Origin of the sequence: Solibacillus isronensis, from assembly GCF_023715405.1 — a bacterium.
GTDB classification, from domain to species: Bacteria; Bacillota; Bacilli; order Bacillales_A; family Planococcaceae; genus Solibacillus; species Solibacillus isronensis_B.
The window spans coordinates 138849-165077 of record NZ_JAMBOC010000003.1; the positions used below are offsets into that span (position 1 = coordinate 138849).

Genomic DNA, 26229 nt, shown 5'->3' on the forward strand with positions numbered 1-26229 from the left:
TATTAGCTTACTTCCAAGTAAAGCCTTGTGAAGCAAGGAAGTCTTTAATATGCGGACGGTTTTGTTCAACTAAGTAATCAGCCATTTGTTTCGTCCATGTTGCAGTCTTCTGATTCGAAGATCGGCTGCTGTAATAGTCTTCCATAATTCCATCGTACTCATCTAGCAGCGTCTCGTACTTATCAACGTCATAACCATTTTCATGCAATACCGCAGCTACCGGTAAACGCGGTTTTGTTTCATTGCGTTTTGTCGGTGTACCGATTGTCATCGCAAATAACGGGAAAACGTATTCCGGTAAATTGAACAGCGCGCTGATTTCCTTAGGATTTGTACGGGCACCACCGATATAGCAAATGCCGTAACCCATTGATTCAGCTGCAATAACGAAGTTTTGAGCAAATAATGCAACATCTGCTACTCCTACAAGCACGTTTTCAGCCGTGTCAGCAGAAATATCAACCCCATGTTTTTGACCGGCTACTTGCAAACGTTTGAAATCTACGCAAAACAAGAAAGAGGCGCCCGCTGTTTTGAACTGGAATTCATTTTTAGACAGTTCACCAAGCTTCGTTTTCTTTTCTTCATCCGTTACCCAAATGACACTGTAGGCCTGTACAAAATGCGAACTTGCCGCCATTTGTGCTGTTTCGATTAAATCGATGACAGTTTCTTTAGAAATTTCCTCACCTGTATATTTACGAACAGATGTATGACTGCGTAATAATTCTTTTGTATTCACGTGAACATCTCCTTTTTATGTAATAAAAAACTTAAATATATAACCTTCAAGCTTATTTTAGTCAATATTTTACTTGAAGTCGATTATTAACGTCTGTTCAATTCATAGAGAAGGAATTTTTGCATATCGTTAAATACAGATAAGAGTAATCTGAATAGAAATCTGAAAATTTTAATTTTTTGTGTTGACATATCGGATTAGTATGTTTTATACTGAGACTCAACGATGGAACACAAATCACATAACTCTTATCAAGAGCGGCGGAGGGAATAGGCCCTGAGATGCCCGGCAACCAGTAAGTGATGAACTGACTAAGGTGCTAATTCCTACAAAATGGACAATCATTTTGAAAGATAAGAGGAGGCAAACTTGCTCATGCGCAACCCTCTTCTTAACTGAAGAGGGTTTTTTTCATTTAAAAAATCCTCCTCAAAAAACACCGATTTCACCATCGATTAAATTTTTGGGGGTAATAAAATGACAAATTTAAGACCAGAAACTTTATTATTACACGGGGGACAAAAGCCAGACCCGGTAACAGGTGCAATTGCAGTTCCCGTTTACCGCACAACAGCCTATGCATTTAATGACACAGCTCATGCGCAACGTCTATTTGCATTACAGGAAACAGGCAATATTTATTCTCGTATTATGAACCCGACAGTCGGGGCATTTGAAGAACGGGTTGCTTTATTAGAAGGGGGTACAGCTGCAGTAGGGCTTTCATCTGGCGCAGCAGCAGTAGCATTTTCGATTTTAAACGTTGCCGGTGCAGGGGATGAAATTGTTGCGGCAGGTTCACTTTACGGCGGGACTTACAATTTATTCGCCACTACATTGCCTCGCTACGGCATTACAGTAAAATTTGTGGATGAATCAGATCCTGCAAACTTCCAGGCGGCAATTACGGATAAAACGAAAGCAATCTTCGCTGAAATTATCGGAAATCCAAGCTTGAAAGTACTGGATATTGAAGCGGTAGCAAACATCGCTCATGACAATGGTCTTCCTTTATTAATCGACAGCACATTTGCTTCCCCATACGGAAGTAATCCGATTGAATTCGGTGCGGATGTTGTTATCCATTCTGCAACAAAATGGATTGGTGGTCATGGAACGACAATCGGCGGGATTGTCGTTGATGCAGGGAAGTTCGACTGGACACAAGGAAGACATCCAGGATTTACAGAACCGGATACTTCTTACCATGGTCTACGCTACGGGATTGACACAGCAGGCGCTGCATTTGCGACAAAGCTTCGTGTTCAACTATTGCGTGATTTTGGTCCAACATTATCTGCTGACGCAGCATTTAACTTCCTGCAAGGACTTGAAACGCTTCATTTGCGTATTGTCCGTCACAATGAAAATACACAAAAAGTTGCCGAGTATTTAAGAGACCACCCATTTGTGGAATACGTAAATTACAACGGCTTTGAAGATTTTGAGACACATGATTTGGCGAAAAAGTACTTGAAAAACGGCTTTGGATCTATCATTACGTTCGGCATTAAAGGTGGACGCGAAGCCGGTCGCCAAGTAATCGATAACGTAGAATTGTTTTCACACGTAGCAAACGTTGGGGATGCCCGTTCATTGATTATCCACCCTGCGAGCACAACGCACCAACAGTTATCTGCTGAAGAACTAAAAACTGCCGGCGTATCGGAAGAGCTCATTCGCTTATCGATCGGGTTAGAAGCAGCAGAAGATATTATCGCAGATTTAGAACAGGCATTAGCGAAAGTTGCGGCTGAAGTAGGCGCAGAAACAAACGCATAAACCTTTAAAAAAGGCTTAGCTTTTCCCATTCGAGAAGCTAAGCAATTTTTAGAAAATTAATCCCTACTATTTTTATAAGTTTTATTGACAAATTTAATACCAAGTAATACAATTGGGATAATAATATTACCAACCGGAAAAATTTAAAGTGATGTTGCAGCATCATTGGAAGAAAAGGAGTTGTTCAACATGGGGAAAGTATACAGTGCACAAAACATTGCAGCCTATATTATTTATGAACTTAATGACGTAAAGGAATTTGTGAACGCTTGCGCTATCCAGCAAATTTTGGCGGATGTGAATACGATGTGGCAGCATGTTTTTGGACACAGTGCCTACTCTGAACAAGCTCACGATCTTGCCACAGCAGGTTATGTTGTAAAAGAAGTTGCCGAGGAATACAAAATTCATGGTACAGCCCATATTTTATCGCCAGCCAGAGAGTGGTTCTTAAAATATGGTGAATTTCAGTTAGTGGAGCGCCCATACGCGGTCCCTGACTACTCGGCAAAAGAGGAAATCGTCATGACCAAGATTTTAACTGCCTATCGTTTACGGGCCTATAATGATGTAAACGTGGCAGTATAAAATAATTCCGGAACACTAGCGAGCCCCCTTGCTAGTGTTTTTTTATTTGGTGATTTTTTACACGGTGTATATGGTTTATTAGAAGTATGGAAACGATTATTAGAAGAAACTTTGGGGATATTAGAAGAAATGTTGATGTTATTAGAATTTGGGTGAATTTGAGGGTTGGGTACGCTTATTTTCCAGGCAGGAAATGGTTGTTGAAACCGGTGTTTGCGATTTATTAGAACAATGATGAGCGATATTAGAAGAAGTGTGAGCGATATTCGCAAATTGAGTGAGGATATTAGCAGATTGCGACCTCATTTTAGAACATTAACCGGTTATATTAGAAGATCGCAATTTTATTAGAACATTTTAAAATATATTAGATGATTTCCGAATATATTAGAAAATAACAAAACGCTCTTACCACCTAGCCCCAAATACAAGAAATGGCTGGAAATATTCACGCCATCGTCCCTAAATTAGCTCTTAAAAAATAAAATTTGGATGAATATTGACCGTTTACAGTAAACAAATGTCCTTCTAGGCGAGATTTCCCTTGTTTTCATGTATTATATAGGATAGAATTTTCTTTAAGATAAATTTTTTGAATTATTCGTTAATATATGTGTGTTAAGAATTTGGAGGAGAAAGGCAATGGCAACAATCAAAGCAGCGATCTTAGGATTTGGCACAGTAGGTCAGGGAATTTACCATATTTTAAATGAAAAGAGGCAGGAGCTTCGCGAAAAGCTAGGGGTTGAACTAGAGGTCGCGAAGATTTTAGTAACCGATGCAAGCCGTGAGCGTGTACCGGGCACAAAACATTTAATGACGGAATCAATGGATGACGTACTGGCGGAAAATAATCTGCAAGTTGTATTTGAAGCGATTGTAAATGAAGAGCCTGCATTCACTTACTTAAAGCGCGCTGTTGAGGCGAAATGCCATGTCATTACAGCGAATAAGGTAATGCTTGCGAAACGGGGCGAGGAGCTTGAAGCATTGGCGAAAGTAAATGGTGTTTTCGTAGGCTTCGAGGCAACGGTAGCAGGCGGTGTACCTATTATTAAAACAATGAAAAACATTCTTCTTGTCAACGAAGTAAGCTGCGTTCAAGGAATCCTAAATGGAACGACAAACTATATTTTGACAAAGATGCGTGCGGAAGGCTGGAGCTTTGAACAAGCGTTAAAAGAAGCACAGCAATTAGGCTATGCAGAAGCAGATCCATTTAATGATGTGTCGGGTCAGGATGCATTTAAAAAGCTTATGATTTTATCGAGCCTTGCATTTGGAGAACAGCCAAATTGGGCAGATGTTGAAGTGATCGGCATCGATACAATATCATCAGAGCAGGTAGCGGAAGCAACAGCTCAAGGTCTGCGTTATCGTCATGTGGCAGAAGTTGAAAAACTCGAAGACGGTACGATTCAGGCAAAAGTAGCACCATTACTAGTGAACAATGAACATCCGCTTTATCCTGTAGACGATGTGTTCAATGCAGTGACGATGGAGACAAACTACATCGGAACATTATCTGTAATTGGGCCTGGTGCTGGGATGTATCCGACTGCAAGTGTAATGGTAGAGGATTACGCTGAAATTATCGGTAAACGTGCGGGGTTTACAGTAACTATATAATAAGAAGAAAATAAAAAAGAAGCGAACTCGATGAACGAATTCGCTTCTTTTCTTTTAGTCTTCATCTTTTATATCGATATCTTCAGGAATTGGTGTGTTCCTCCAGATTTCGATTTCTTCTTTAATTCGTTCGAGTTGCTGATGGTACGTATCAAATTGCGCACTATTAATTAAAAAGTGTTCACCATCATGCACTGCTTTAATGCGACCAGCATAAATGTACTGTAAAACCTGATGTTCAGGCATGCCTATATCTGCTGCAGTTTGTTCTACCGTTTTATACATCATGATGCCTCCTTTTTAGTTTTAGTTAACCTTATTATAAAACGATTTTAATAAAACTTCATCTCGAATAGACTTAAAACGTATGATAGCATAATTAATATAATTAAATGGGGTGTGGGATGTGAATATTTTACCGTATCTGTTTGTGCTGTTAGCCGCAATGCTTTGGGGGACGGTCGGAACAACACAAACTTTTTTATCGGAAGGGATTTCTTCCTTTGCGGTAGCGGGTGTAAGGTCTGGTATTGGCGGTGGGGTGTTGCTGCTGGCGGTTCTTTTAATGAGAAAAATTTCATTCCGTAACTGGTCATGGAAGTGGACCATTTTAGCAGCGATCGCAATAGCTTTATTCCAAAGTCTTTTTTTCACATCTGTTCGCTTTACAGGGGTTGCAGTAGGGACGGTTGTGACAATCGGAAGTGCACCAGTATTTGCGGGATTCATCGAGTGGGTCTTTTGGAAAGTCCGGCCAACACTCGTATGGGCAATTGCGACAGTGCTCGCCATTGTCGGCTGCTTGCTATTGTTTATGAATCAAGGTGAGACGGCGATCAACCCGCTTGGCATAGGGTTAGCATTGGCTGCAGGTTCCATGTTTGCGCTTTATACGAATGTGAGTAAGCAGTTGATGAAACGGGAAGAAACATTGCCTGCTGTAGCGATGACTTTTTCCATTTGCGCATTATTTTTGTTGCCGCTCGCAGCAAAAGACGGGTTTGGCTGGCTGACAGAAGGCGTAAATATTTGGCCGATTCTTTTTATGGCACTTGCTGCTACAAGTTTGGCATACATATTATTTTTGGGCGGCTTAAAGAAAATCAGTTCGTCAGCCGCAGTGACATTGAGCTTAGCCGAACCTTTAACAGCTGCATTACTGGGTGTGTTTTTAGTAGGGGAACATTTAACATTTGTTGCTTGGATCGGTGTTAGTTTATTATTAGGTGGAATAGTTGTGCTAACATTCGGCACAAAGAAAGCTGCTTCATAGGAGGCAGTTTTTTTATTGTCATAAGTACGCGGTGAAAGTGGAACAAACTGTCCATAAAGTGGAAAGCTCTGTGGGCGAAGTTGAACTTTTTATATGGAAAGTAGAACCTAACGCAGGGAAAGTAGAAAAAATCGCATATAAAGTGTAATCTTTTTAATTTAAATAAGAAATCTTAAGAATTTCTTCAGATTTTCAGTAGTTAGATGTTAAGAAATGGGCTTTATTATAAACTTATAAGAAAAAGTTGTGAGGTGAGCAAGATGAATCAGCTGACGGTGCTCGTAACAGATGACGATCAGGACATCCGGGACGGCATAGAAATTTATTTAAAAAATGAAGGTTACCGGGTGTTAAAAGCGGCAGACGGGCTTGAGGCAATCGAACTGCTTGAACAAAATGAAGTACACTGTATGATTTTAGACATCATGATGCCGAAGATGGATGGGATTACCGCGACATTCAAAATTCGTGCAGAACGCAATATCCCGATTATTATGCTCAGTGCAAAGGCGGAACAAAGCGATAAAATTCATGGGCTTTCCGTAGGGGCGGACGATTATATTACAAAGCCGTTCCACCCGCTTGAATTGATGGCACGCGTCAAGTCCCAGCTAAGACGCTATGTCAACTTCGGCACGGCAGGGGATACCGCTCCGCTTGTTGAAGGACTGGAGCTGGATGCAGCGGCGCGGGAAATCCGTGTGGACGGAGAACCTGTCAAACTGACACCGACTGAGTATAAAATAACTGAGCTTCTACTAAAAAATGCGGGACGCGTCTATTCAATCAGCGATATTTACGAACTTGTATGGAATGAACCCGCGTATAACGCCGAAAATATTGTTGCCGTGCATATCCGGAAAATCCGTGAAAAAATCGAAGCCGATCCGAAAAATCCCCGTTATTTAAAAGTGGTGTGGGGATTGGGTTATAAAATTGAAAAGTAAAATTTTCTCTTGGGTTGGAGCTTTCGGCGCGGTGATCGGTTTTTATTTTATCGGGACTTATTTTATCGACTATTTGACAGGGCGATTCGTGCCCTTAGTAAAGCAATTCCTATATTTTTTATCTTCATTCAGCGGAAAACAACCATTTTTATAAGTGGGTAAGGAATACTTGTTTTATTTGATGCAACGGGTACTTCGATAGCCTGCTGAATGAAGATAAGCCCCTGGCGGATGTCACAGATTTTTAAAGGGACAATGAAGTTAGCCTAAATACGTCACATCGTGTGACAACGGCTGACTGACCCACATCCTGTGGGCCTAAAAAATCTGGACGCAATTACGCCGAGGCGTAATTGATAATTAAGTGAGGAGGAAGGAAAAATGAAAAACAATAAATTATACCTCCAGCTTTTTCTTATGTTTGTAGTAGTAACTGCAGTAAGTTTAATTTTTACTAATGGCGGTCGTTATTTAGGAAAAACTTTTTATGAATCGCAAAATTATAACAATGAAGCAGAGAACTTAGTATACGAGTTCTCGCAGTATGTGTTTAACACGCCGACGGAAGAAGAATTTAAAGGGGCTTTAACAGTATCGGTTGAGGAAATTGAGGATTACCGTACATATTACGGTTCCCTTGCTGAGCAAATTCAAAATATTAAAGAGCAGTATGCAAGCGAAATAGATGCAACACAAGATCAGGAAGTAATTGAGGCAATTGAACAAGAACGTGACGCCAAGATTGCCGACATTAAGAAAAACTTTGAAGATGATGAATATGTAAAAGAAAAAATACTAGTAATTAAGAAAAAAGCAATTCAGCAGAAGCTTAAAGAAATTGAAAGAGAAAAGAAAGAAGTTTTGAGCAAATACGATTACTTTGCTTATGAATTTAAAGATGAAAAAACCGGAGAAGTTTACCGTAATGGCGATATTAGTGAAAAGAGTGTCTTTAAAAAAACAGTTAACAATGTAGGGAAAAACCTCTCAGGTCTCTATCCGCTTAATTATTATGATTATGATAGCTTAGGGGTTTTGCAAGATAGCTACACACTCGAGCAGGATTTATCGGATATTTCAGGTGTTGTAACAGTTCCGGCTAGTTGGATCGAAAATACTCATATAAGCAGTGAAAAAAGTGCGTTTATCATTACAAAATATGTGTATTACGGCATTATTCTTGCAGGGATTATCAGTTTTATTTTATTAATGACTTCTTTAAAACCAAAGCTTGAACAGTTCAATCGCCAGTTCCAGCTACGTGAACTATTTGAACGTTTCCCGATAGATATCCGCATTGTGTCAACCATTATTACTGCTTACTTTGCGATTTCAGCTAACGGAATGTTTACAAGATCTATTCGATCGCAAATATTCAATTATACGGTGAGTCAGTTCAGCCAGCTTATCGATGTTTTTGTAACAGGACTAATCAGCTTAGTGCTTATTGCAGCGGTCGTCTTTATGGTTGTCTCAATATGGGTAAGTTTAAAAGGGCAGCGTGACTTGGAGAAAATCTGGCCGGAGACATTTACGGCGAAGTTTGTAGATGGTGCCATCTCAATGTTTGAAAATCGTTCAATCGGGATGCAGTCACTAATATTGCTTCTTGTTGTTTTCCTTGGAGGCTTTGGATTTGCCGTTGTTATGACAGCAGGCAGTTTCGGTGTTTTCCTGTTCTATATGTTTTTATTTGTAGTGTTCTTTATTCCGGCACTCTATATGTTCATGCGTCGTATGGGCTACCTGAACCGTATTATGCAGCATACTGAAAACATGGCACATGGCCGTCTCACAAAAGATTTAAAGGTGAAAGGGAAATCTCCTTTAGCAAGACACGCCGAAAATTTAAATGGGCTTCGTGAAGGTGTCCGTAACAGTATGAATGAACAGGCAAAAAGTGAGCAGATGAAAACAGAGCTCATTACGAATGTCAGCCATGATTTACGTACACCGCTCACATCAATTATTACGTATACGGACTTACTGAAAAATCCAGCAATCACAGAGGAAGAGCGAAAAAAATATATCGACATTTTAGATGCGAAATCGAATCGTTTAAAAACATTAATTGAAGATTTATTTGAAGTATCGAAAATGGCAAGCGGCAATGTAGAAATTACGAAACAGCGCATCGACTTAGCACAACTGTTGCAGCAGGCGGTCGGTGAGCATGGAGAAGACTTTGCAGCAGCCAATTTGGATTTACGTATCAATATCGCAGAACAGCCAATTTATGTTCGTGTGGACGGGCAAAAATGGTGGCGTGTCATTGATAACTTAATTATTAACGCACGTAAATATTCGTTGGAAGGCACACGTGTTTACGTCAACTTGAAGTCGTATGAGGGGAATGCCGAATTGACTGTGAAAAATGTTGCGAAATACGAGCTGAACGAGGAAGCGTCCCAATTAATCGAGCGTTTCAAACGTGCCGATACATCACGTCATACAGAAGGTTCAGGGCTGGGGCTAGCCATTGCACAGTCAATTGTTGATTTGCATGACGGGCAATTGGACATCGCAGTTGATGGGGATCTGTTTAAAGTGACGGTTAGTATTCCAACAGATAAATAGTGAGTAAATCTACAGCGAGGGGTGTGTGCCTTGCTGTAGTTTTTTGTATTTGTTGGGTCGGATGTAGCGGGCGTGCAGGATTTATTAGAAGAAAGAAAGTTTTTATTAGAAGAAGTGGATCGGATATTTGAAAGTTCGGATCTGTTATTTGAAAAGTTCATGCACATATTAGAAAATTCGGCGATGATATTAGAAAACCCCGGTTTTATTAGAACAAGTGAATGCCATATTAGAAAAAATTCGAATTTATTAGAAAACCTCAACTGATCGTCTTTGAAATTAAAAGATGATAATATTATTGACTAACGCCATAAGTCCAAAATATAGTAAAATAGCACATTGTAGATAAAAAATAAGTTAGGAGCAACATTACGATGCGTATACTTTTAGGCATAGTAGCATTAGCGATATACAGTGGTCTCACTTTTTATCTTGGCTGGAATTTTAGGGCATGGCTGTTGTCTATTCAGCAATTTCGCTGGCCGATTATTTATTGGACAGTGCTGTTTCTCGTATCATACGGTTATTTTATAGGAAAGCTCCATCCACTGTTCACGCCATTCTCGGTGCTCGGCAGCTATTGGATGTTCTTTTTGCAGTACGGGCTCTTCCTTTGTATCATCGCCAACTTAATCATCAGACTTACACCGCTTACAACGAAAATGGTCGGTACAGGGGTTGTTGGTTTACTTGTTGTTTTATTGATTGCAGGTACATATTTTGCTTATTCACCGGTAGTTCGAAATGCGACAATCAACATCGATAAACCTGGAGATGATATGCGTATCGTTATGGCATCGGATTTCCACCTCGGTTTGTTGTCAGGGAAAGGACATTTGGAGAAATTTGTTGCGCTTTCCAATGAACAAAATCCTGATTTAGTGCTTCTTCCGGGTGATATTGTCGATGATAGTCCAAAGCGCTTTGTCGAAAAAGACATGGGCGAAGTGATGAAAAATTTAAAGGCAACATATGGTGTATACGGAGTACTGGGTAACCATGAATATTACGGTAACGAAATACCGGAATTTAAAAAGGAAATGGCTGAAGCAAACGTTAAAATCTTAATGGATGAAACAATTTTAGTGGCGAATCGTTTTTATTTAACAGGGCGGGAAGACGTGACGAACAAAAACCGTTTAGCCTTAAAAGAGATGCAGCCCGAAAAGGAAAACTTGCCTTGGTTTGTTATGAACCATACGCCGCTGGATATGGATGAGCCGGCTCGTTTAGGAGTGGATTTCCATGTTTCGGGACATACGCACCGCGGTCAAATGTGGCCAAACCACCTCATTACAGAAAGAACTTTTGAGTTGGATTACGGCCTTCTCAAAAAAGAGCAGTTACATGCGCTTGTTTCGAGCGGCTTTGGTTTTTGGGGGCCTCCGACACGTATTGGCAGTCGCTCCGAATTATGGGTAATAGAAGTGAAATTTAGCGAATAAGAAAGTAAAAAGGAGAAAAGAAAATGGAATGGATTGAGCTATTAAAAGCTTTAATTTTAGGGTTTGTCGAAGGGATGACCGAATTTGCGCCAGTTTCCTCAACAGGACATATGATTATTGTTGATGATATGTGGTTACAGACGAAGGAATTTCTAGGATCAGGTTCGGCAAATACATTTAAAATTGTCATTCAGCTAGGATCGATATTGGCAGTCGTTTTCGTTATGTGGAAACGATTACTAAGTTTAGTTGGATTATATAAAATAGAAGGACAGAAAAAGACTCGTTTTAATCTGGGACATGTGATCATCGGTATTATTCCAGCAGGTATTTTTGGCGTACTGTTTGAAGATTTTATCGATGAAAATCTATTCAGCATCAAAACCGTAATTGTAGGATTAATTATCGGAGCGATCTTTATGATTATTGCTGATAAATTGGGACCTAAAAAGCCGGCCATTACGTCACTGGATGATATTTCGTACAGTAAAGCACTGAAAATTGGATTTATCCAATGTTTATCGCTTTGGCCAGGGTTTTCACGCTCGGGTTCAACGATTTCAGGCGGGGTATTGCTAGGATTGGACCATAAAACTGCAGCGGACTTTACGTTTATTATGGCCGTGCCGATTATGGCAGGGGCAAGCGGTTTGTCGCTTGTTAAGAACTGGGATCAAATTAACGCCGATCACTTTTGGTTTTATGTAGTCGGTTTTGTGAGCGCATTTGTATTTGCACTTATTTCGATTAAATTCTTCCTGAAGCTGATTTCAAAAGTGAAATTAACGCCATTCGCGATTTATCGAATTGTACTGGCACTAATATTAATCATCGTTTTAGCTGTATAACAAGGAAAAGGAGCTGTCTAGCAATAATAATATGCGAGAAAGCTCCTTTTTGCCTTTATTTATTGAACAGATCAAATAATCCGCCGATGCCGCCTTCACCTGCATCTTTACCGCCACCACCCTGAGATACTGGTGCTGCAGCAAACACACGGCTTGCCAGACGGCTGAATGGTAATGATTGTACCCAAACTGTACCAGGACCAGAAAGCGTTGCAAAGAATAAACCTTCACCACCGAATAAAGCCGTTTTAATGCCGCTTACCATTTCGATATTGTAGTTTACATCTTGGGTCATCGCAACTAGACAGCCTGTATCAATGCGCAATGTTTCGCCTGGCTGAAGTTTACGTTCATAAATTGTACCGCCTGCATGCACAAAAGCCATACCGTCTCCTTCAAGCTTTTGCATAATGAATCCTTCACCACCGAAGAATCCTGTACCTAATTTTTTCTGGAATTCTACGCCAACCGATACACCTTTTGCCGCAGCTAGAAATGCATCTTTTTGACAGATGATTTTGCCATCCAATTCACTTAAATTCATTGGAATGATTTTACCTGGATATGGAGAAGCGAAATACACTTTACGTTTGCCCATGCCGCTGTTAGTGAATGTAGTCATGAATAAGCTTTCGCCTGTAATTAAACGTTTTCCTGCGCCAAGTAATTTCCCCATCAACCCGGAGCCCTGATTTGCCGAGCCATCACCGAATACGGTTTCCATCTGGATTTGATCTTCCATCATCATTAAACTTCCAGCTTCCGCCACAACCGTCTCCTGCGGGTCAAGCTCTACCTCTACAAACTGCATATCATCGCCGTGTAAGACGTAGTCGATTTCATGATTTTTCATTTTTATGTCCCCTTATAATTCAATTTAATATTTACAATAATAGATACGCTTGAAGATTCCAAAAGTTTCAAAATGGTGAAAATAATATTTGTCACTGAATAATATTATTCTGTTATTCTTTTTGAGAAAAAAAGGGAATAAAGTAGAGAATGTCGAATAATTGAAAGGTAAATGAGAATTTGTGAGGTGGAGAAATGAAGCTGTTAAATTTTATTGGTGGAGAATGGATAGAAGACGATTCATTGCAAACGATGCCTGTGATCAATCCTGCAAATGGTGAACAGTTAGGAACGATACCACTTTCGACAAAATTCCAAGTCGAACTCGCTGCTCAAAAGGCGAAAGCGGCTCAAAAAGAATGGGCGCTTGTCCCTGCGCCAAAACGAGCAGATTATTTATATGAAATTGCATTTAAACTGAAAGAAAAGAAAGAACATCTCGCGCAAATATTAACGAAGGAAATGGGCAAAGTCATCGAAGAAGCGCGCGGAGAAGTACAAGAAGGAATCGACATGGCGCTTTATATGGCAGCGGAAGGTAGACGTTTATTTGGAGAAACGGTCCCGTCGGAATTGCCGAATAAGTTTGCGATGAGTGTGCGCGCTCCGATTGGGGTGGCAGGACTCATTACGCCGTGGAATTTCCCTATTGCAATTGCGACATGGAAGTCATTCCCCGCACTCGTAGCCGGTAATACGGTTATATGGAAACCTTCTAACGAAACACCTTTTATGGCTTACGAACTTGCCAAAATATATGAAGAGGTCGGCTTGCCGCCTGGTGTCGTCAACGTTGTATTCGGATCAGGTCCTACAGTAGGAACAGCGATTGTCGAGCATCCGGACATCCGTGTAATTTCCTTTACAGGGTCAACAACGACAGGAAGCAAAGTAGCCGAGCTTGGCGGAAAACATCTGAAAAAAGTTTCGCTTGAAATGGGCGGGAAAAATGCAGTCATTGTAATGGATGATGCTAATTTGGATTTAGCGCTTGAAGGTATTTTATGGAGTGCTTTTGGTACGGCTGGGCAGCGCTGTACAGCATGCAGCCGTGTAATTGTGCATAAAAATGTAAAACAGGAATTGGAAAATCGTCTTGTGGAAGCAACGAAGCAGCTGACAATCGGGGACGGGTTGGATCCTTCAGTTAAAGTAGGGCCTGTCATTAATAAGGCTGCTCTGGAAAAAATCAATCATTATGTACAGATCGGTAAGCAGCAAGGTGCGAATTTGCTGATTGGCGGAGAAATTTTATCTGTAGGCGAATTGGCAAAAGGCTATTACTATGCCCCGACAATTTTTACCGATGTGGAAGCATCAAGCATTCTCGCACAAGAGGAAATTTTCGGTCCTGTCATAAGTATTATTGAAGTCAGCAGTTTGGAAGAGGCAATTGAAGTGAATAACGGTGTAAAGTTTGGCTTATCAAGCTCGATTTTCTCGCAAGATGTCAACACAATCTTCAAAGCACAGCAGTTGCTTGATACAGGTATTGTTTATGTAAATGCCGGAACAACAGGCGCGGAAATTCACTTGCCGTTTGGCGGGACGAAAGGTACAGGAAATGGTCACCGCGATTCAGGCCAGGCAGCTCTTGATGTGTATACGGAATGGAAGAGTATTTATATAGACTACAGCGGCAAGTTGCAACGTGCCCAAATCGATAATAACGCTTGATGATTCATTTTTAAGAATCATCACATCTCAAAATTCTGGACGCAATCACGCTAATGCGTAATTGACTTAATAAAAAAGGGGATGTTTACATGAAAGTAGTAGTGTTAGGTGCAGGGTTGATGGGGAAAGAAGTAGCGCGCGATTTAGTCCGTAGTGAAGATGTGAAAAAGATTTATTTAGCAGATGTTTCAACAGGTCCTGCAGAGGAATTTGTTAATACATTGATTACAGATAAGGTGGAAGTAATACAACTTGATGCTGAAGACGACAAAGCATTACGCGATGTCATCAGCCGTGGTGATGTAGTAGTGAATGCACTGTTCTATAAGTTCAATGAACGTGTTGCAAAAGCGGCAATCGATGCAGGGGTGCATTCGGTAGACTTAGGAGGCCACATTGGCGGAATTACAGAATCTATATTCGAGCTGCACGGTCAGGCAGTCGATAATGGCGTGACGATTATTCCGGATTTAGGTGTAGCGCCTGGAATGATCAATATTTTAACGGGTTACGGTGCGACAAAGTTTGATTCTGTAGATTCAATCAAATTGTATGTAGGTGGTATTCCGACAACGCCACAGCCTCCACTGCACTATATTCGTGTGTTCTCACTGGATGGGGTATTCGATCACTATACAGAGCCTTCGAAAATGATTCAAAAAGGTGTGCTAACAGAGGTCGAATCTTTAACAGGACTGGAGCCGATTTACTTTGACGAGTTTGGAGTATTAGAGGCGTTCTATACATCAGGCGGAATTTCAACGTTATATAAAACATTTCCTCATGTAAAAACACTCGAATACAAAACAATCCGCTATAAAGGTCATGCGGAGCAATTTAAACTGCTTGCTGATTTAGGTTTCCTTGATAAAAACAATAAAGTTGAAGCTGGCGGTCGTGAAGTAAATGTCCGAGAAGTAACGAGGGAAGTATTACAGAAAAAACTGGATATCGGCAATAATGTCGATGCAGTACTATTACGTGTAATTATTTCAGGTGAAAAATCGGAAGAGCAAATTACGTATGAATATGAAATGGTCGTAAGAAAAGATACAGAGCAAAACGTGACGGCGATGGCACGTGCAACAGCAAATACGATTTCAATCGTGGCCCAAATGATTGGTAAGGGACTGATTGTTGAGCGTGGTGTATTTGCACCGGAAACGGTTGTGCCAGGTCGTGAGTTTATTCAGGAAATGGCGAAACGAGGTGTGGATATTAAAGAAACATCACACCGTTCATCAATGATTGTAAAGTGGTAGGAGTGAGGGTATGAACTTCGAATTTACAGAAGAACAGATTCTTTTACGAAAAACAGTAAGGCAATTTGTTGATGCAGAAATTATCCCTTATATTGCCGAATGGGATGCAGGCGGCGGTTTTGACCCGAATTTATGGAAGCGACTTGCCGAACTGGGCTTAATGGGAGTTTGTGTACCGGAGAAATACGGCGGAGCAGGAATGGACTATAATTCACTTGCGATTGTCTGTGAAGAGCTGGAGCGCGGGGATACGGCATTTCGTACAGCCGTTTCCGTTCATACTGGCTTAAACAGTATGACGCTCATGCAATGGGGCACAGAAGAGCAGAAGGAAAAATATTTGCTCCCCCAGGCAAAGGGCGAGAAAATTGGCGCATTCGGACTGACAGAACCTGGTGCCGGATCGGATGTCGCTGCGATGAGTTCATTTGCGAAGCGTGATGGAGACTACTATATTTTGAACGGTCAAAAGACTTGGATTTCCTTATGTGATATCGCAGATCACTTTCTTGTATTTGCCTATACAGATAAGGAAAAAGCGCACCATGGGATTTCTGCATTTATCGTAGAGCGTGAATGGGCTGGGTTTAGCTCAAAGGCAATTAAAGGAAAGTACGGTATTCGTGCAGGCAATACAGGCGAACTGTTCTTTGAGGATGTCAAAATTCCGGCAGAAAACTTACTCGGTGAAGAAGGGGAAGGGTTTAAAATTGCAATGTCCGCACTGGATAACGGCCGTTTTACTGTTGCTGCAGGCGCAGTCGGCTTAATTCAGGCGTGTATCGAAGCGAGCGTCAAGTACTGTAAAGAACGCGAAACTTTCGGTAAACCGATTGGTGAGCATCAACTAGTCGGTCAAATGCTTGCAAAAATGGAAGCTGGCTACGAAATGAGTCGCCTGCTTGTGTATCGCGCAGGAGTGCTGAAAAATAAAGGCGTGCGCAACACGAGGGAAACATCGCTCGCCAAATGGCAGGCATGCGACTTTGCGAATAAAGCTGCGGATGATGCGGTTCAAATCCACGGGGCATACGGTTATTCCGATGAATATCCAGTAGCCCGTTATTTACGAAATTCCAAAGCACCGGTCATTTATGAGGGGACACGCGAAATTCATACAATGATGCAGGCAGATTATGTGCTTGGGAAACGTGCAGATAAGAAGTTACGCTGTATGCTCCCAAGCTGGCCATTTGAATAAATTGGTGAGGCGAAAGGTTGTTGTGACCTTTCGCTTTTTTGTATGCAAGCGGGGTACTGGTGATTCGTTTGTGTTGGATGGGGCTTGGAGGATAGCTTGCAGGAATTGGAGATTATGTTAAGTGAAATGGCGAATATAGACAGGAAGTTGACGAATAAGTCAGTCAAAGTGACGAATATCGTCTAGAAATTAGCTAATAAATTTTCACATATGCAGCAATAAACATCTGTAAAATTGAGGGATTAGGTTAATAAATTTAGGTGTCGTTACGTTTTGGTAATTCATGTTAATATTTACTTATAAAACTACAGAGTTACGGAGGAGAGAGTAAAATGGCGCTAATTCGTACAATGCATGCTGAAGATATTCCACAAGTTCAGGATGTGGCGGAAAAATCCTGGAATGCTACATATGAGGGGATCATTCCTTTGGAGATTCAAGAAAAGTTTCTAAAGATGGCCTACAATGATGAAAGAATGAAACAACGATTGGAACGTTCTTTTCTTTTTGTAGCTGAAATCGATAGCAATATTATAGGGTTCGCGAATTTCTCGCCTGTTAATGAAGAAGGGAAAGCTGAACTAGGGGCTATTTACCTTTATCCAGAATACCAAGGAAAAGGGGTTGGCTCGGCTTTATTACAAAAAGGAATTAATGAAATAGATGGTATTAAAGAAATTTATATAAATGTTGAAAAGGACAATAAAATTGGCAAGAGCTTTTATGACGCAAAAGGCTTTCAAGTGTTAAAAGAGTTCGATGATCAATTTGAGGGCTATACGTTAAAAACAGTGCGAATGGTATTAAATGTGCAGCTTTGTCAGTAAAATCCAAGAGGAGAAATTAATATGAATACTGAAGTTGAAGACCTTTATAATAAACTGATTGATGCCTGGAATAGACGTGACGCCAAAGGGATGTCTGATCAATTTGCAGAACAGGGAGTCCAAATTGGATTTGATGGTAGTAAGCTAATTGGCAAAGAAGAAATTTTAGCGCATCTTAACCCTATCTTTGAAGAGCATCCAACCGCTCCCTATATAACAAAAATTAAAGAGATACGGTCGCTAGGAACAGATGCGGCTATTCTCCATGCGATTGCGGGAATGATTCCTTCTGGAAAATCAGATATTGAGCCTACCGTAAACGTCCATCAAACACTAGTCGCTGTGAAAAAGAACAACGGCTGGCAGGTGGAGCTATTTCAAAATACTCCTGCACAGTTTCATGGAAGACCGGAACTGGTGGAGGAAATGACGGAGGAATTAAGGCAGTTGCTTTAGTTTTAGTGGAGAGTGATAGGAATGATTAATTGGAAGATTAGTAAGGGAGTGCTGGGCGCGGTCGTTTTATGTGGTGTAATTTGGTTTGCACATCCGGCACAAGACCGGGTAAACGAATTGGAAGATCAAATTAGCTCGCAATACACATATGCGAACTTTCTCTTAAGAGGTACTGTTGAAAAGTTTCTGGAATGGAACTTTAGTGAACCTTTAACTGATGAAAATGAAGAAGATTTTAGAGGTCTGGCTAAGGAATTTCTTGATGTAACAGATCTATTTTTCAGAGGATCTACCGTGCATACTGAATGGGTGGACAGAGTGGGTGATACTACAATTTATTTTATGAATTATGCGAATGGCTCACCTCTCGAGTGGTGCTTTTAAATATTTAATAATGACTCCAACAAGGAACGTTTATATGCATTTATAGGTTGAAAAGGGCGAGCTTAGTATACTGAGCATGCTCTTTTTTTATGAAGCAAATTTGCATTCTAAGTTATAAATAAGCTGAAAGAGCGAATGCTAAATGAAGTATAAATGACTAAAAGAAGTTTAGATTATGATTCTATATATGGATAAAGGAATAGGTTATATTAACCGAATTTTAATATTCCAGTATATTTATTTGGATAAAATAATTATATATGGAATAATTTTATTATTCTAGAGATAAGAGGGGCTACAGAAGATGAAGAAACTTGGATACTTATTTTTAGCGATGTTCTCAAGTTTGATGCTTGCTGCATGCGCGGAACAAAAAAGTGAAGAAAAAGAAGTAATTACAACAAGTACTAATCAGAGTGACTGGTCTTATGAGGAATCGACTGGACCTGAACGCTGGGGAGAACTCGATCCCAGCAATTTAACATGTGTGAATGGAAGCGAACAATCGCCGATTAATGTTGAGTTTCCCGAAGTGAAAGCAGATGGAAAATCAAAAGGTGAGAGTGAGATTCACTATGAGTCAACACCTTTTACACTCGAAAATAATGGTCATACGATACAGGCGAATGCCACAACAGAAAGCAATCACATTATCATTGAAAATAATGAGTACAAGCTTTCACAATTTCATTTCCATACACCGAGCGAGCACCAGTTTAACGGTCAAAACTATGATATGGAACTGCATCTAGTACATAGTGACGAGAATGGAAAACTGGCTGTTATTGGGTTGATGATTCAAGAAGGAAATGAAAACAAACTGCTTGCTTCAATGTGGAATGGATTGCCGACAGATAAAGCGGTAAAAGGTGATTCCGAAAAGCATGTAATTGATTTACAAGCTCTATTGCCAGAAAATGAAACGACGTTCCAATACTCTGGTTCATTAACGACACCTCCGTGTACAGAAGAAGTACAGTGGATTATTTTTGAGCAGCCGATTGAAATGTCAAAAGCACAAATAAAGGCATTCCAGCAAATTTTCCCGGACAACCACCGTCCTGTTCAGCCGATAAATGAACGGGAAATTAATAAAAATGAAGATTGAAGAAATGAAGAATTGGTAGAGAAAAATTTGCATAAAAATTATTTTGAGGAACAGAGCCGTAATAGAGGATTTCAATAAAAAAGAGTGGGGGAGTGTCAATATTGTTGTAATTGACTTTTCCGATTTTCCGGGAAGGCTCGTCAAATTTAATGACTTGTATGAAGCTTTGATTTGGATGTGCAGGAAAGGGTTTATTATTTCCTGTACACCCAAATTCCATACCGGTGTAACGGGTTCGTGCGTCAGTCCTTCATTAAATAAGGTATAGTTTCTTCTATTATAATTAATACTTAACGACACCGTTTTCTTGATTGTAAGCAATTTCTTTTTTCTCTCGCCACCGGAAAAATATTTTCATTAAAGGCATGATTAATAAAAATATGAAGAGTAGTCTAAAGGTTTGAAACATTGAAACAAGCGAGACTTCCGCATTAACAGCATCAGCTAATAACACCATTTGATCTAAACCACCAGGAGCTGTGCTTAAGAAACTTGTGGGAAATGTTGTATCCAATGCCAAGGACATCAAGAAACTTGATCCGAATGTTAGCGCAATTAGTGCAAATGCGCTGAAAATGCCACCTGCAAGTACACGTACTGGCAGCTTTATCATATGTGGCTTGAGCATTAAACCAATATGTGCACCAATGAGAAGTTGAGCAACATCCATAACAACACCTGGTATTTGTGGCATAACAAGTGGTGTAGTGAGTTGCAGTGTAATTAATAAAATAATTGGTGTAATGAAAAATGCAACGGGTAAATGAATACGTTTCGTTAAATGGGAACATGCCCATGCCAGGATAATTAACAATACTAAACTGATTGTTAGCTTAGCATCTGCGGAAGGTTTACTTATTACCTGACCAGCAACGATAAATGGAACAAATACAACGACCAATAATAGCCGGATTACTTGAAAATAAGAGATAATGCCGATTTCCTCAACCTTTTCTTCTTCAGCAAATATAACAATCTGACCTAAACCTCCCGGAATAGCTCCCAGAATCGCAGCTTTTATTGGAATTTTTGCCCATCTGCTTGTTAAATAAGCAATACAGATTGAGCCGCCTATTAAAATAACGTTTAATAGTAACATATAAAATATAATAGAACCTATCATGCCGAATAGATTAGTGTTAAATTGTATACCAATCACGGTACCTACAATGACGACACCTGCATCTCGCATCTGACCAGACCATTTGAGCGGTCCTTTATAAATGAATTGTGCTAACATGACGATAACTATTGGACCGAGCATCCATGGAATAGGGATGTGTAACAGTTTAAAAATATAACCCCCAATTAAAGATAAAATTAACACCTTTAGCATTGCCTTCAACAGTAACACCCCTTTCTATAGCAGTATACATAGCTATGATTATTATTAAGAAACCACCAGCTTTCATCATTATGAATACTGGTGGTACAGTTATTATGATTTCGCTAATTCTTTTACTTGTGCCTCACGATCAACATCGTCGCGACGGCGGTCTCCCCAATATGCGGAACCGTTTTTAAGGTATTCTTCATATGTCCATTTTACTGGTTCCCAGTCTGGTTCGAAGATTAAGTAGCCGTTTGTGAAGATTTCTAGGCGTAAACCACTTCCTGGATCTTTTACGTAAATATACATTGCTTGTGAAATCCCATGTTTCCCTGGACCTACGAATTGTACGTCAGCTTCGCATAAAATATCGGCAGCGCGCAGCAAGTCTTGAGCATTGTCTAACCAGTAAGCAATATGGTGCATTTCATTTGGCTCTTTTGAACGTGGGGTAGACATAACTGCAACGTCATGCACTAAGTTTGTTACCGATAACCAGCTTGCAACCTGCACATCATCTGGATTGACGAAATATTCGCGCAAATTAAAACCTAATGCTTCTTTTAAATATTGCACAATTTCAGCATTGTCGTGAGAAGTTTGCAAATTTACGTGATCGATTCGACGAGGGGAAACCCCTTTAGCCCAAGATTTATACGTTTGGTTTTTAAGTACGGATTTTCGTGATTCATCCGCAGGCGTCTTTTCCATATCATAGTAAAGTTCAAAACGGTGGCCGCTTGGTAGTTCAAAGCGGATGGCTTCACCTTGTGCAACCTCTTCACCGGCTTTTATCCAGCGTACTTCAGTACCTGCATCTTCTAATAACTGGGCAAATGTTGCTACATCCTCGCGTCGTTTTGTACGCCAGCCGATATGATCGATATAAGATGTCTCACCGGCTGTAATTGACAATGTATGATGTTCGAAATCACCCCAAGCCCGCAAATAGTGTACACCATCTACAACTTCTGTTTCTTCCAGACCAATTGTGTCACGGAAGAACCATAAAGATTTTTCAAGGTCTTCTGATACTAAAGCAACGTGCCCTAATTTTGCGATTTCCGGTGCGTAAAGAAATTTTTCCATTTATATTCACCTCATAGGATATTAGTTTTTTTAAAAGGTCATCTGAATCTTTTCTTTTTCAATCCTGCTATTAACCTTGAATATTTGTATTAACACCGAATAAGTGCCTGCCGTAACCTAAAATTCCATCTTCATAGAGAGAAGTAATGTGGGTCGCAATCGCCATCAAGTCACGAGTAAATAGTTCTACCGGATGACCTTTTAATAACGCATGACCGCCTAATGTAAGTAGTGACTTTACACCGATCTGTGTACATTTATCGATAACTTTTGCACGAATCGCTTTATATTTAGCCCCTTCGTAGGAACCACCTTTATCCGTTTGCATCATATTGATATATTCATTTAATAGTGTTTTGGCAGAAAGCAATTCAAGCTTTAGCTCTGAAAGCACACGTTGGCTGGTAGGGGACTCTTTTTCATTTACACCTGAAAAGCGTACGCGTCCCGCTGTATGTTTTTCAAATTCATCAAGCACACGCTCGGCACCACCGACAGCCATCGCTGCAAAACCTACATAGAATCCAGGGTAGAATGGTGTATTGTAGTATAAATAATTCTGGTCAAAATCTTCATATGGTGGCTGGCTATTTTCAATAATTTTGCTGAAACGTAAAATGGCATCAGGTTTCACAAAAATGTTATCGACGATTAATGTGTTGCTGCCTGATCCGCGAAGACCAAGTGAATCCCACGTTTTTACAACTTCCAAGTCAGAAACTTTCAGTAAAATCCCTACACGTTCTGGTTTTTCACTGTCATCAAATTTCATCATTGCGCCAACGCCAACCCAATCACAATAGTTGATACCGCTTACAAAATTATACTTGCCGGAAACGAGATAACCGTCTTCCGCTTTTTCTACTTTGCCTATTGGGGCAAATACGTCTGCTACAAAACCTCCCTGATTAATGACTTCATCACGAATGTGTTTTGGGTAATAGCACACCCAAGCGTTATGAGCTGAGAAAAAGTACGTTAACCATGCAGCTGAAAGATTGTGGTAACCAACTGTACTTACCATATCAACGAATGTGCGCCAATCAAGTTGTGGATAGCCAAATTCTTTAGGCAAAATTAAACGGTGAATTTCCTCCTCCCGGATAATATCAGCTATGCGGGGAGAAATTGTCGAGTTGTGATCGGCTTCAATTGCTTCTAGCTCTGCAACTTCACCAATACGCTTTGCTTTTTGAATTATTTCTTCATAAAGGTCTTTATTTTCAACTACGGTAACCATTTAATCATTCCTTTCAAAAATAGTTTATTGGGCTGTAACCTTTTGTCCTTTTTCAACTGCTAAAAAATCTATAACAAGTTTGTTAACGATTTCTGGTTGGTCAGTTTGTGCCTGGTGACCGCAGTTTTCAATATATTCAAATTTAATATTAGGTAACAATTTTTCGAGTTTATATCCTGTCTCAACTGGTGCAACAGCATCTTGGTTCCCCCAGATAAATAAGCCAGGGACTTTTAATTTTGGTAACGAATCTTTTATGCAGTAGCGATCCCAAAGTTTTGGTTCCTCATTCATTCTTGCCAAGTATGCGTCAAATGCTTGATTAGATTCTCGTACACCTGGGCGGGTTGCGGCTTGATGACGGAGCTGAATCAACTCTTCCGGAACGACTGTGTCTTCATTTGAATTACGATACATAAATTTTCGTAACGATTCTTCTGTATAATCGTATCCAATTACTTCCAAGAATGAACGGAGCTTTCTTTCAGGTACTTCTTGCATTGCCTGATAAATGGTATTACTGCCGATATAAACTACTTTATTTACCTTTTCAGGATGGTCGATTGCATATTTAGCTGCAATGTAAGCTCCTTGTGAGTTACCGACAAGTGATACTTCATCCAGACATAGGGCTTCAATAAAATCATGTACATGATCTACTAAACTTTGATGTCCGTTTACAGGCCATGCATGAGGGCGTACATCTGTGAACCCCATTGATAATTGATCGATTGCATATGCGCGGAACCCTGCTTTTGCCAGAGCTGGCAGCATAAAACGCCATCCGGCTGCGCCACAAGCCCCCGGTCCTGCTCCGTGTAGTAATATCACTGCTGGTCCTTCTGTTCCGGCCCAAGAATAGTGCGTACGTACACCATTTGCTAATACGTAACTATTATGAAATCCTTCAAAAATTGTCATTGTTTTACCCCCTTGTGATGATAAGTAGTATTTTCTGCTTTGAGTATACCTGTAAAAAAATTTAAAAGTTATAGTGATTTTTATTGAATGAATAGTGAGAATCTTTAAAATTTATTGAAAAACAAATTTTATTTTTGTAATATGGGGAATAGAAAATCAAAGGGGAAGTGAATTTAATGAGTGAAATTGCATTCGATTCTAGTAAAACAAAAGATATTTTAATGTCGGCAAATGCCTTCCACACATTAAAAAACAATTTAGTTAACAATATTGGTTCCCATAAAACGAAAGGCTTTTTATTCCGTTTTGGCAAAGAATTTGGGATGGAATCTGCAAAAAATACTCTTCAAAATAAAGGTTCCAAAGATCTTGTCGGTAAAAGACATTCGCGCTTAGGTCATGTTAAAGATGTTATTTTCATGGGGGAAATTATAGCTCACCCGGACGGCACGATTGAATGTAATAATACATGGGGACAATGGGTAGAATCATTTGAAGCAGCACTGCATCTTAAAAATTACGGTCTGGCAGATGAATGTGTTTGTCATATGCTATGCGGTTTTGCAAGTGGTGCATTGACATATGAATTTGGGGAGTCAATTATTGCTATTGAATATAAGTGCGTAGCAAAGGGGGATTCATGCTGTGAATTTAAAGTTCGTCTGGAACGTGACTGGATGGAAGAGGAAGAAGAACTGATCAACCTTTATCAAAATGATAATATTTTATCAGAGCTCGAAATGACATATGATTCACTTCTGCATCATAAACAAGTGCTTGAAAAAATATCAAAGTTTCACGGTCAACTCACGCAAAAAGTAACTGAAAAACATTCATTGAATGAAATTATAGAGACTGCTTATGACTTGTTGAACATTCCGATTTTAATTGAAGATATTCACGGTAATCCGTTATGCGAAATAGGTTTTAATGAAGAACAGAAACTTTCAATAAAAAAAGATAAGGTGAAATTATCGGAGTTCAATAGTAAACACAATATTTCACAGTATAAAGGGGATCAATACTGGAAGCTGACAGCGCCTGTTCTGATAAATAAAAGAAACTATGCTACTTGTTCACTTTTTTACTTTGGTGAAAATCATATAGAGGAGAATGACCATTTATTTTTAGAACGTATTTCCACAGTTGTAGCATTATGCATTTTATACGAAGAGGCACAGTTTGAAGAACAGCAACGTATGCGCAGTTCGTTATTGGAACGCTTAATCCACAATCGTAATATTAAGGATATTGAATCTTACTATAAATTCTTACCCTTTAAATTTCAGCCACCATTTTCAACAGGGATTATTAGTGTAAAAAAGAAAAAGAAAAACAATGAGATTATTGACATTCATGATCAGCTAACACAGCTGTCAATGCTGGCAAAAGAGTGGGATTTGCCTTGTATTTTTGCAGTGCTTGGAGAAGATATTGCAATCCTCAATTCGCTAAGTAGTGACAAGCAGGGCTGGGAAAAGAAAATAACAAAAATATTTAATAAAATGGAAAAACAAAATAGTGAGTATAAATACTCAATAGGTCTTAGTAGAACATTCAGTAACTTTAAAGATTTCGAAGGCTCTTTGCAAGAAGCACGTACAGCACAGCGCTTCCCAAACCAAAAGCTACTAACAACATACGAGCATTTAGGAATGCTTGGTGATATTGTAAAACATATGAGCGTTGAGCAGTTACATGAAATGGCGAAAAAGACGTTGAAAGAGTTATATAATTTTGAGGATTCCCGCAAAAAGGAATTATTGCATACTCTTTACGTTTATTTATTAAACAGTCAACGCTTAAAGGAAACAATGGATGAATTGGCATTATCGATTGGTGGTATTCAATATCGTATAAAACAAATCGAGGATCAACTACAAATTTCCCTGAAAAATGCTTCAACTGCAGCCTATACTTTATTAGTCATTCAGGCTTTAATACTGTCAGATTCCTTGAATTTTGAAGAATTTGAACGATAAAAACGAAATCAATTATTTAGTAACTGTTCAGTAAAAAAGACTGTAAATGAAACTCATTTTTGAGTTTAT

The 26229-nt window shown here is 39.7% G+C and carries 23 protein-coding genes and 1 riboswitch; of the genes, 16 read left to right on the top strand and 7 right to left on the bottom strand.

Features of this window, described 5'->3' with window-relative positions:
* Positions 1-7 precede the first annotated feature (7 nt).
* A complete protein-coding gene (gene nfsA, locus M3166_RS14460; RefSeq protein WP_251690572.1) occupies positions 8-742 on the bottom strand; it encodes an oxygen-insensitive NADPH nitroreductase in 735 nt (244 codons plus the stop codon).
* A 245-nt stretch (positions 743-987) separates the two neighbouring features.
* Positions 988-1102, top strand: a riboswitch (SAM riboswitch).
* A gap of 117 nt (positions 1103-1219) precedes the next feature.
* Here nfsA and M3166_RS14465 point away from each other — a divergent pair.
* From M3166_RS14465 to M3166_RS14475, 3 genes are all read left to right on the top strand, one after another.
* On the top strand, positions 1220-2524 hold the full coding sequence (locus M3166_RS14465) for an O-acetylhomoserine aminocarboxypropyltransferase/cysteine synthase family protein (RefSeq protein ID WP_251690573.1): 1305 nt from the start codon (positions 1220-1222) through the stop codon (positions 2522-2524).
* A gap of 189 nt (positions 2525-2713) precedes the next feature.
* Positions 2714-3112, top strand: coding sequence for a hypothetical protein (locus tag M3166_RS14470; protein WP_251690574.1), 399 nt, complete (start codon positions 2714-2716; stop codon positions 3110-3112).
* 642 nt (positions 3113-3754) lie between these two features.
* Complete coding sequence (locus M3166_RS14475) at positions 3755-4741, top strand: homoserine dehydrogenase (protein WP_251690575.1); 987 nt, start codon at positions 3755-3757, stop codon at positions 4739-4741.
* A gap of 54 nt (positions 4742-4795) precedes the next feature.
* On the opposite strand, the gene M3166_RS14480 is transcribed toward M3166_RS14475, so the two are convergent.
* Complete coding sequence (locus M3166_RS14480; protein ID WP_079523843.1) at positions 4796-5026, bottom strand: DNA-binding protein; 231 nt, start codon at positions 5024-5026, stop codon at positions 4796-4798.
* 121 nt (positions 5027-5147) lie between these two features.
* Here M3166_RS14480 and M3166_RS14485 point away from each other — a divergent pair, with 121 nt between their 5' ends.
* From M3166_RS14485 to M3166_RS14505, 5 genes are all read left to right on the top strand, one after another.
* Entirely contained in the window at positions 5148-6014 is an 867-nt protein-coding gene (locus tag M3166_RS14485) for a DMT family transporter (RefSeq protein WP_251690576.1), read from the top strand.
* 260 nt (positions 6015-6274) lie between these two features.
* Entirely contained in the window at positions 6275-6961 is a 687-nt protein-coding gene (locus tag M3166_RS14490; protein WP_251690577.1) for a response regulator transcription factor, read from the top strand.
* Positions 6962-7342: 381 nt separating this feature from the next.
* The gene (locus M3166_RS14495; protein ID WP_251690578.1) at positions 7343-9538 is read left to right on the top strand and encodes a histidine kinase dimerization/phospho-acceptor domain-containing protein; all 2196 of its coding nucleotides are present in this window, start codon (positions 7343-7345) and stop codon (positions 9536-9538) included.
* A gap of 374 nt (positions 9539-9912) precedes the next feature.
* Positions 9913-10983, top strand: a complete 1071-nt coding sequence (locus M3166_RS14500; protein ID WP_251690579.1) for a metallophosphoesterase — start codon at positions 9913-9915, stop codon at positions 10981-10983.
* Positions 10984-11006: 23 nt separating this feature from the next.
* Complete coding sequence (locus M3166_RS14505) at positions 11007-11831, top strand: undecaprenyl-diphosphate phosphatase (protein WP_251690580.1); 825 nt, start codon at positions 11007-11009, stop codon at positions 11829-11831.
* Between the two features lie 55 nt (positions 11832-11886).
* Here the strand turns inward: M3166_RS14505 and M3166_RS14510 are convergent, their stop codons facing one another.
* Positions 11887-12684, bottom strand: coding sequence for a TIGR00266 family protein (locus M3166_RS14510; RefSeq protein ID WP_251690581.1), 798 nt, complete (start codon positions 12682-12684; stop codon positions 11887-11889).
* Between the two features lie 194 nt (positions 12685-12878).
* On the opposite strand from M3166_RS14510, the gene M3166_RS14515 reads away from it, so the two are divergent.
* The 7 genes from M3166_RS14515 (at position 12879) to M3166_RS14545 (ending at position 19598) form a co-directional block, all read left to right on the top strand.
* Positions 12879-14360 carry an aldehyde dehydrogenase family protein gene (locus M3166_RS14515; RefSeq protein WP_251690582.1) on the top strand — a complete coding sequence of 494 codons (1482 nt, stop codon included), beginning with the start codon at positions 12879-12881 and terminating at the stop codon, positions 14358-14360.
* An 89-nt stretch (positions 14361-14449) separates the two neighbouring features.
* Positions 14450-15622, top strand: coding sequence for a saccharopine dehydrogenase family protein (locus tag M3166_RS14520; protein ID WP_251690583.1), 1173 nt, complete (start codon positions 14450-14452; stop codon positions 15620-15622).
* Positions 15623-15632: 10 nt separating this feature from the next.
* A complete protein-coding gene (locus tag M3166_RS14525; protein WP_251690584.1) occupies positions 15633-16823 on the top strand; it encodes an acyl-CoA dehydrogenase family protein in 1191 nt (396 codons plus the stop codon).
* Between the two features lie 332 nt (positions 16824-17155).
* Positions 17156-17650 (top strand): GNAT family N-acetyltransferase, encoded by a 495-nt coding sequence (locus M3166_RS14530; RefSeq protein ID WP_251690585.1) that lies wholly within the window; start codon positions 17156-17158, stop codon positions 17648-17650.
* Positions 17651-17671: 21 nt separating this feature from the next.
* Positions 17672-18106 carry an SgcJ/EcaC family oxidoreductase gene (locus tag M3166_RS14535; RefSeq protein WP_251690586.1) on the top strand — a complete coding sequence of 145 codons (435 nt, stop codon included), beginning with the start codon at positions 17672-17674 and terminating at the stop codon, positions 18104-18106.
* Between the two features lie 21 nt (positions 18107-18127).
* The gene (locus M3166_RS14540) at positions 18128-18490 is read left to right on the top strand and encodes a hypothetical protein (RefSeq protein WP_251690587.1); all 363 of its coding nucleotides are present in this window, start codon (positions 18128-18130) and stop codon (positions 18488-18490) included.
* Between the two features lie 304 nt (positions 18491-18794).
* Positions 18795-19598: a carbonic anhydrase gene (locus M3166_RS14545; RefSeq protein ID WP_251690588.1), complete on the top strand. Its 804-nt coding sequence runs from the start codon at positions 18795-18797 to the stop codon at positions 19596-19598.
* Positions 19599-19881: 283 nt separating this feature from the next.
* Here M3166_RS14545 and M3166_RS14550 read toward each other — a convergent pair whose 3' ends face one another.
* From M3166_RS14550 to M3166_RS14565, 4 genes are all read right to left on the bottom strand, one after another.
* Positions 19882-20934, bottom strand: coding sequence for an AbrB family transcriptional regulator (locus tag M3166_RS14550; protein WP_251690663.1), 1053 nt, complete (start codon positions 20932-20934; stop codon positions 19882-19884).
* Positions 20935-21036: 102 nt separating this feature from the next.
* Entirely contained in the window at positions 21037-22017 is a 981-nt protein-coding gene (locus tag M3166_RS14555; RefSeq protein ID WP_251690589.1) for a VOC family protein, read from the bottom strand.
* A gap of 70 nt (positions 22018-22087) precedes the next feature.
* Complete coding sequence (locus M3166_RS14560) at positions 22088-23257, bottom strand: acyl-CoA dehydrogenase family protein (protein WP_251690590.1); 1170 nt, start codon at positions 23255-23257, stop codon at positions 22088-22090.
* Between the two features lie 24 nt (positions 23258-23281).
* Positions 23282-24178 carry an alpha/beta fold hydrolase gene (locus tag M3166_RS14565; protein ID WP_251690591.1) on the bottom strand — a complete coding sequence of 299 codons (897 nt, stop codon included), beginning with the start codon at positions 24176-24178 and terminating at the stop codon, positions 23282-23284.
* A gap of 176 nt (positions 24179-24354) precedes the next feature.
* Here M3166_RS14565 and M3166_RS14570 point away from each other — a divergent pair, with 176 nt between their 5' ends.
* Positions 24355-26160, top strand: a complete 1806-nt coding sequence (locus tag M3166_RS14570; RefSeq protein WP_251690592.1) for a V4R domain-containing protein — start codon at positions 24355-24357, stop codon at positions 26158-26160.
* Positions 26161-26229 lie beyond the last annotated feature (69 nt).

Excerpts from the sequence above, each read along its gene's own strand:
- M3166_RS14475 (WP_251690575.1), top strand. The coding sequence starts at position 3,755 with ATGGCAACAATCAAAGCAGCGATCTTAGGATTTGGCACAGTAGGTCAG.
- M3166_RS14520 (WP_251690583.1), top strand. The coding sequence starts at position 14,450 with ATGAAAGTAGTAGTGTTAGGTGCAGGGTTGATGGGGAAAGAAGTAGCG.
- M3166_RS14525 (WP_251690584.1), top strand. The coding sequence starts at position 15,633 with ATGAACTTCGAATTTACAGAAGAACAGATTCTTTTACGAAAAACAGTA.
- M3166_RS14550 (WP_251690663.1), bottom strand. The coding sequence starts at position 20,934 with ATGCTAAAGGTGTTAATTTTATCTTTAATTGGGGGTTATATTTTTAAA.
- M3166_RS14500 (WP_251690579.1), top strand. The coding sequence starts at position 9,913 with ATGCGTATACTTTTAGGCATAGTAGCATTAGCGATATACAGTGGTCTC.
- M3166_RS14490 (WP_251690577.1), top strand. The coding sequence starts at position 6,275 with ATGAATCAGCTGACGGTGCTCGTAACAGATGACGATCAGGACATCCGG.
- M3166_RS14560 (WP_251690590.1), bottom strand. The coding sequence starts at position 23,257 with ATGGTTACCGTAGTTGAAAATAAAGACCTTTATGAAGAAATAATTCAA.
- M3166_RS14505 (WP_251690580.1), top strand. The coding sequence starts at position 11,007 with ATGGAATGGATTGAGCTATTAAAAGCTTTAATTTTAGGGTTTGTCGAA.
- M3166_RS14465 (WP_251690573.1), top strand. The coding sequence starts at position 1,220 with ATGACAAATTTAAGACCAGAAACTTTATTATTACACGGGGGACAAAAG.
- M3166_RS14530 (WP_251690585.1), top strand. The coding sequence starts at position 17,156 with ATGGCGCTAATTCGTACAATGCATGCTGAAGATATTCCACAAGTTCAG.
- M3166_RS14570 (WP_251690592.1), top strand. The coding sequence starts at position 24,355 with ATGAGTGAAATTGCATTCGATTCTAGTAAAACAAAAGATATTTTAATG.
- M3166_RS14480 (WP_079523843.1), bottom strand. The coding sequence starts at position 5,026 with ATGTATAAAACGGTAGAACAAACTGCAGCAGATATAGGCATGCCTGAA.
- M3166_RS14470 (WP_251690574.1), top strand. The coding sequence starts at position 2,714 with ATGGGGAAAGTATACAGTGCACAAAACATTGCAGCCTATATTATTTAT.
- M3166_RS14535 (WP_251690586.1), top strand. The coding sequence starts at position 17,672 with ATGAATACTGAAGTTGAAGACCTTTATAATAAACTGATTGATGCCTGG.
- M3166_RS14565 (WP_251690591.1), bottom strand. The coding sequence starts at position 24,178 with ATGACAATTTTTGAAGGATTTCATAATAGTTACGTATTAGCAAATGGT.
- M3166_RS14555 (WP_251690589.1), bottom strand. The coding sequence starts at position 22,017 with ATGGAAAAATTTCTTTACGCACCGGAAATCGCAAAATTAGGGCACGTT.
- M3166_RS14510 (WP_251690581.1), bottom strand. The coding sequence starts at position 12,684 with ATGAAAAATCATGAAATCGACTACGTCTTACACGGCGATGATATGCAG.
- M3166_RS14495 (WP_251690578.1), top strand. The coding sequence starts at position 7,343 with ATGAAAAACAATAAATTATACCTCCAGCTTTTTCTTATGTTTGTAGTA.
- M3166_RS14515 (WP_251690582.1), top strand. The coding sequence starts at position 12,879 with ATGAAGCTGTTAAATTTTATTGGTGGAGAATGGATAGAAGACGATTCA.
- M3166_RS14545 (WP_251690588.1), top strand. The coding sequence starts at position 18,795 with ATGAAGAAACTTGGATACTTATTTTTAGCGATGTTCTCAAGTTTGATG.
- M3166_RS14540 (WP_251690587.1), top strand. The coding sequence starts at position 18,128 with ATGATTAATTGGAAGATTAGTAAGGGAGTGCTGGGCGCGGTCGTTTTA.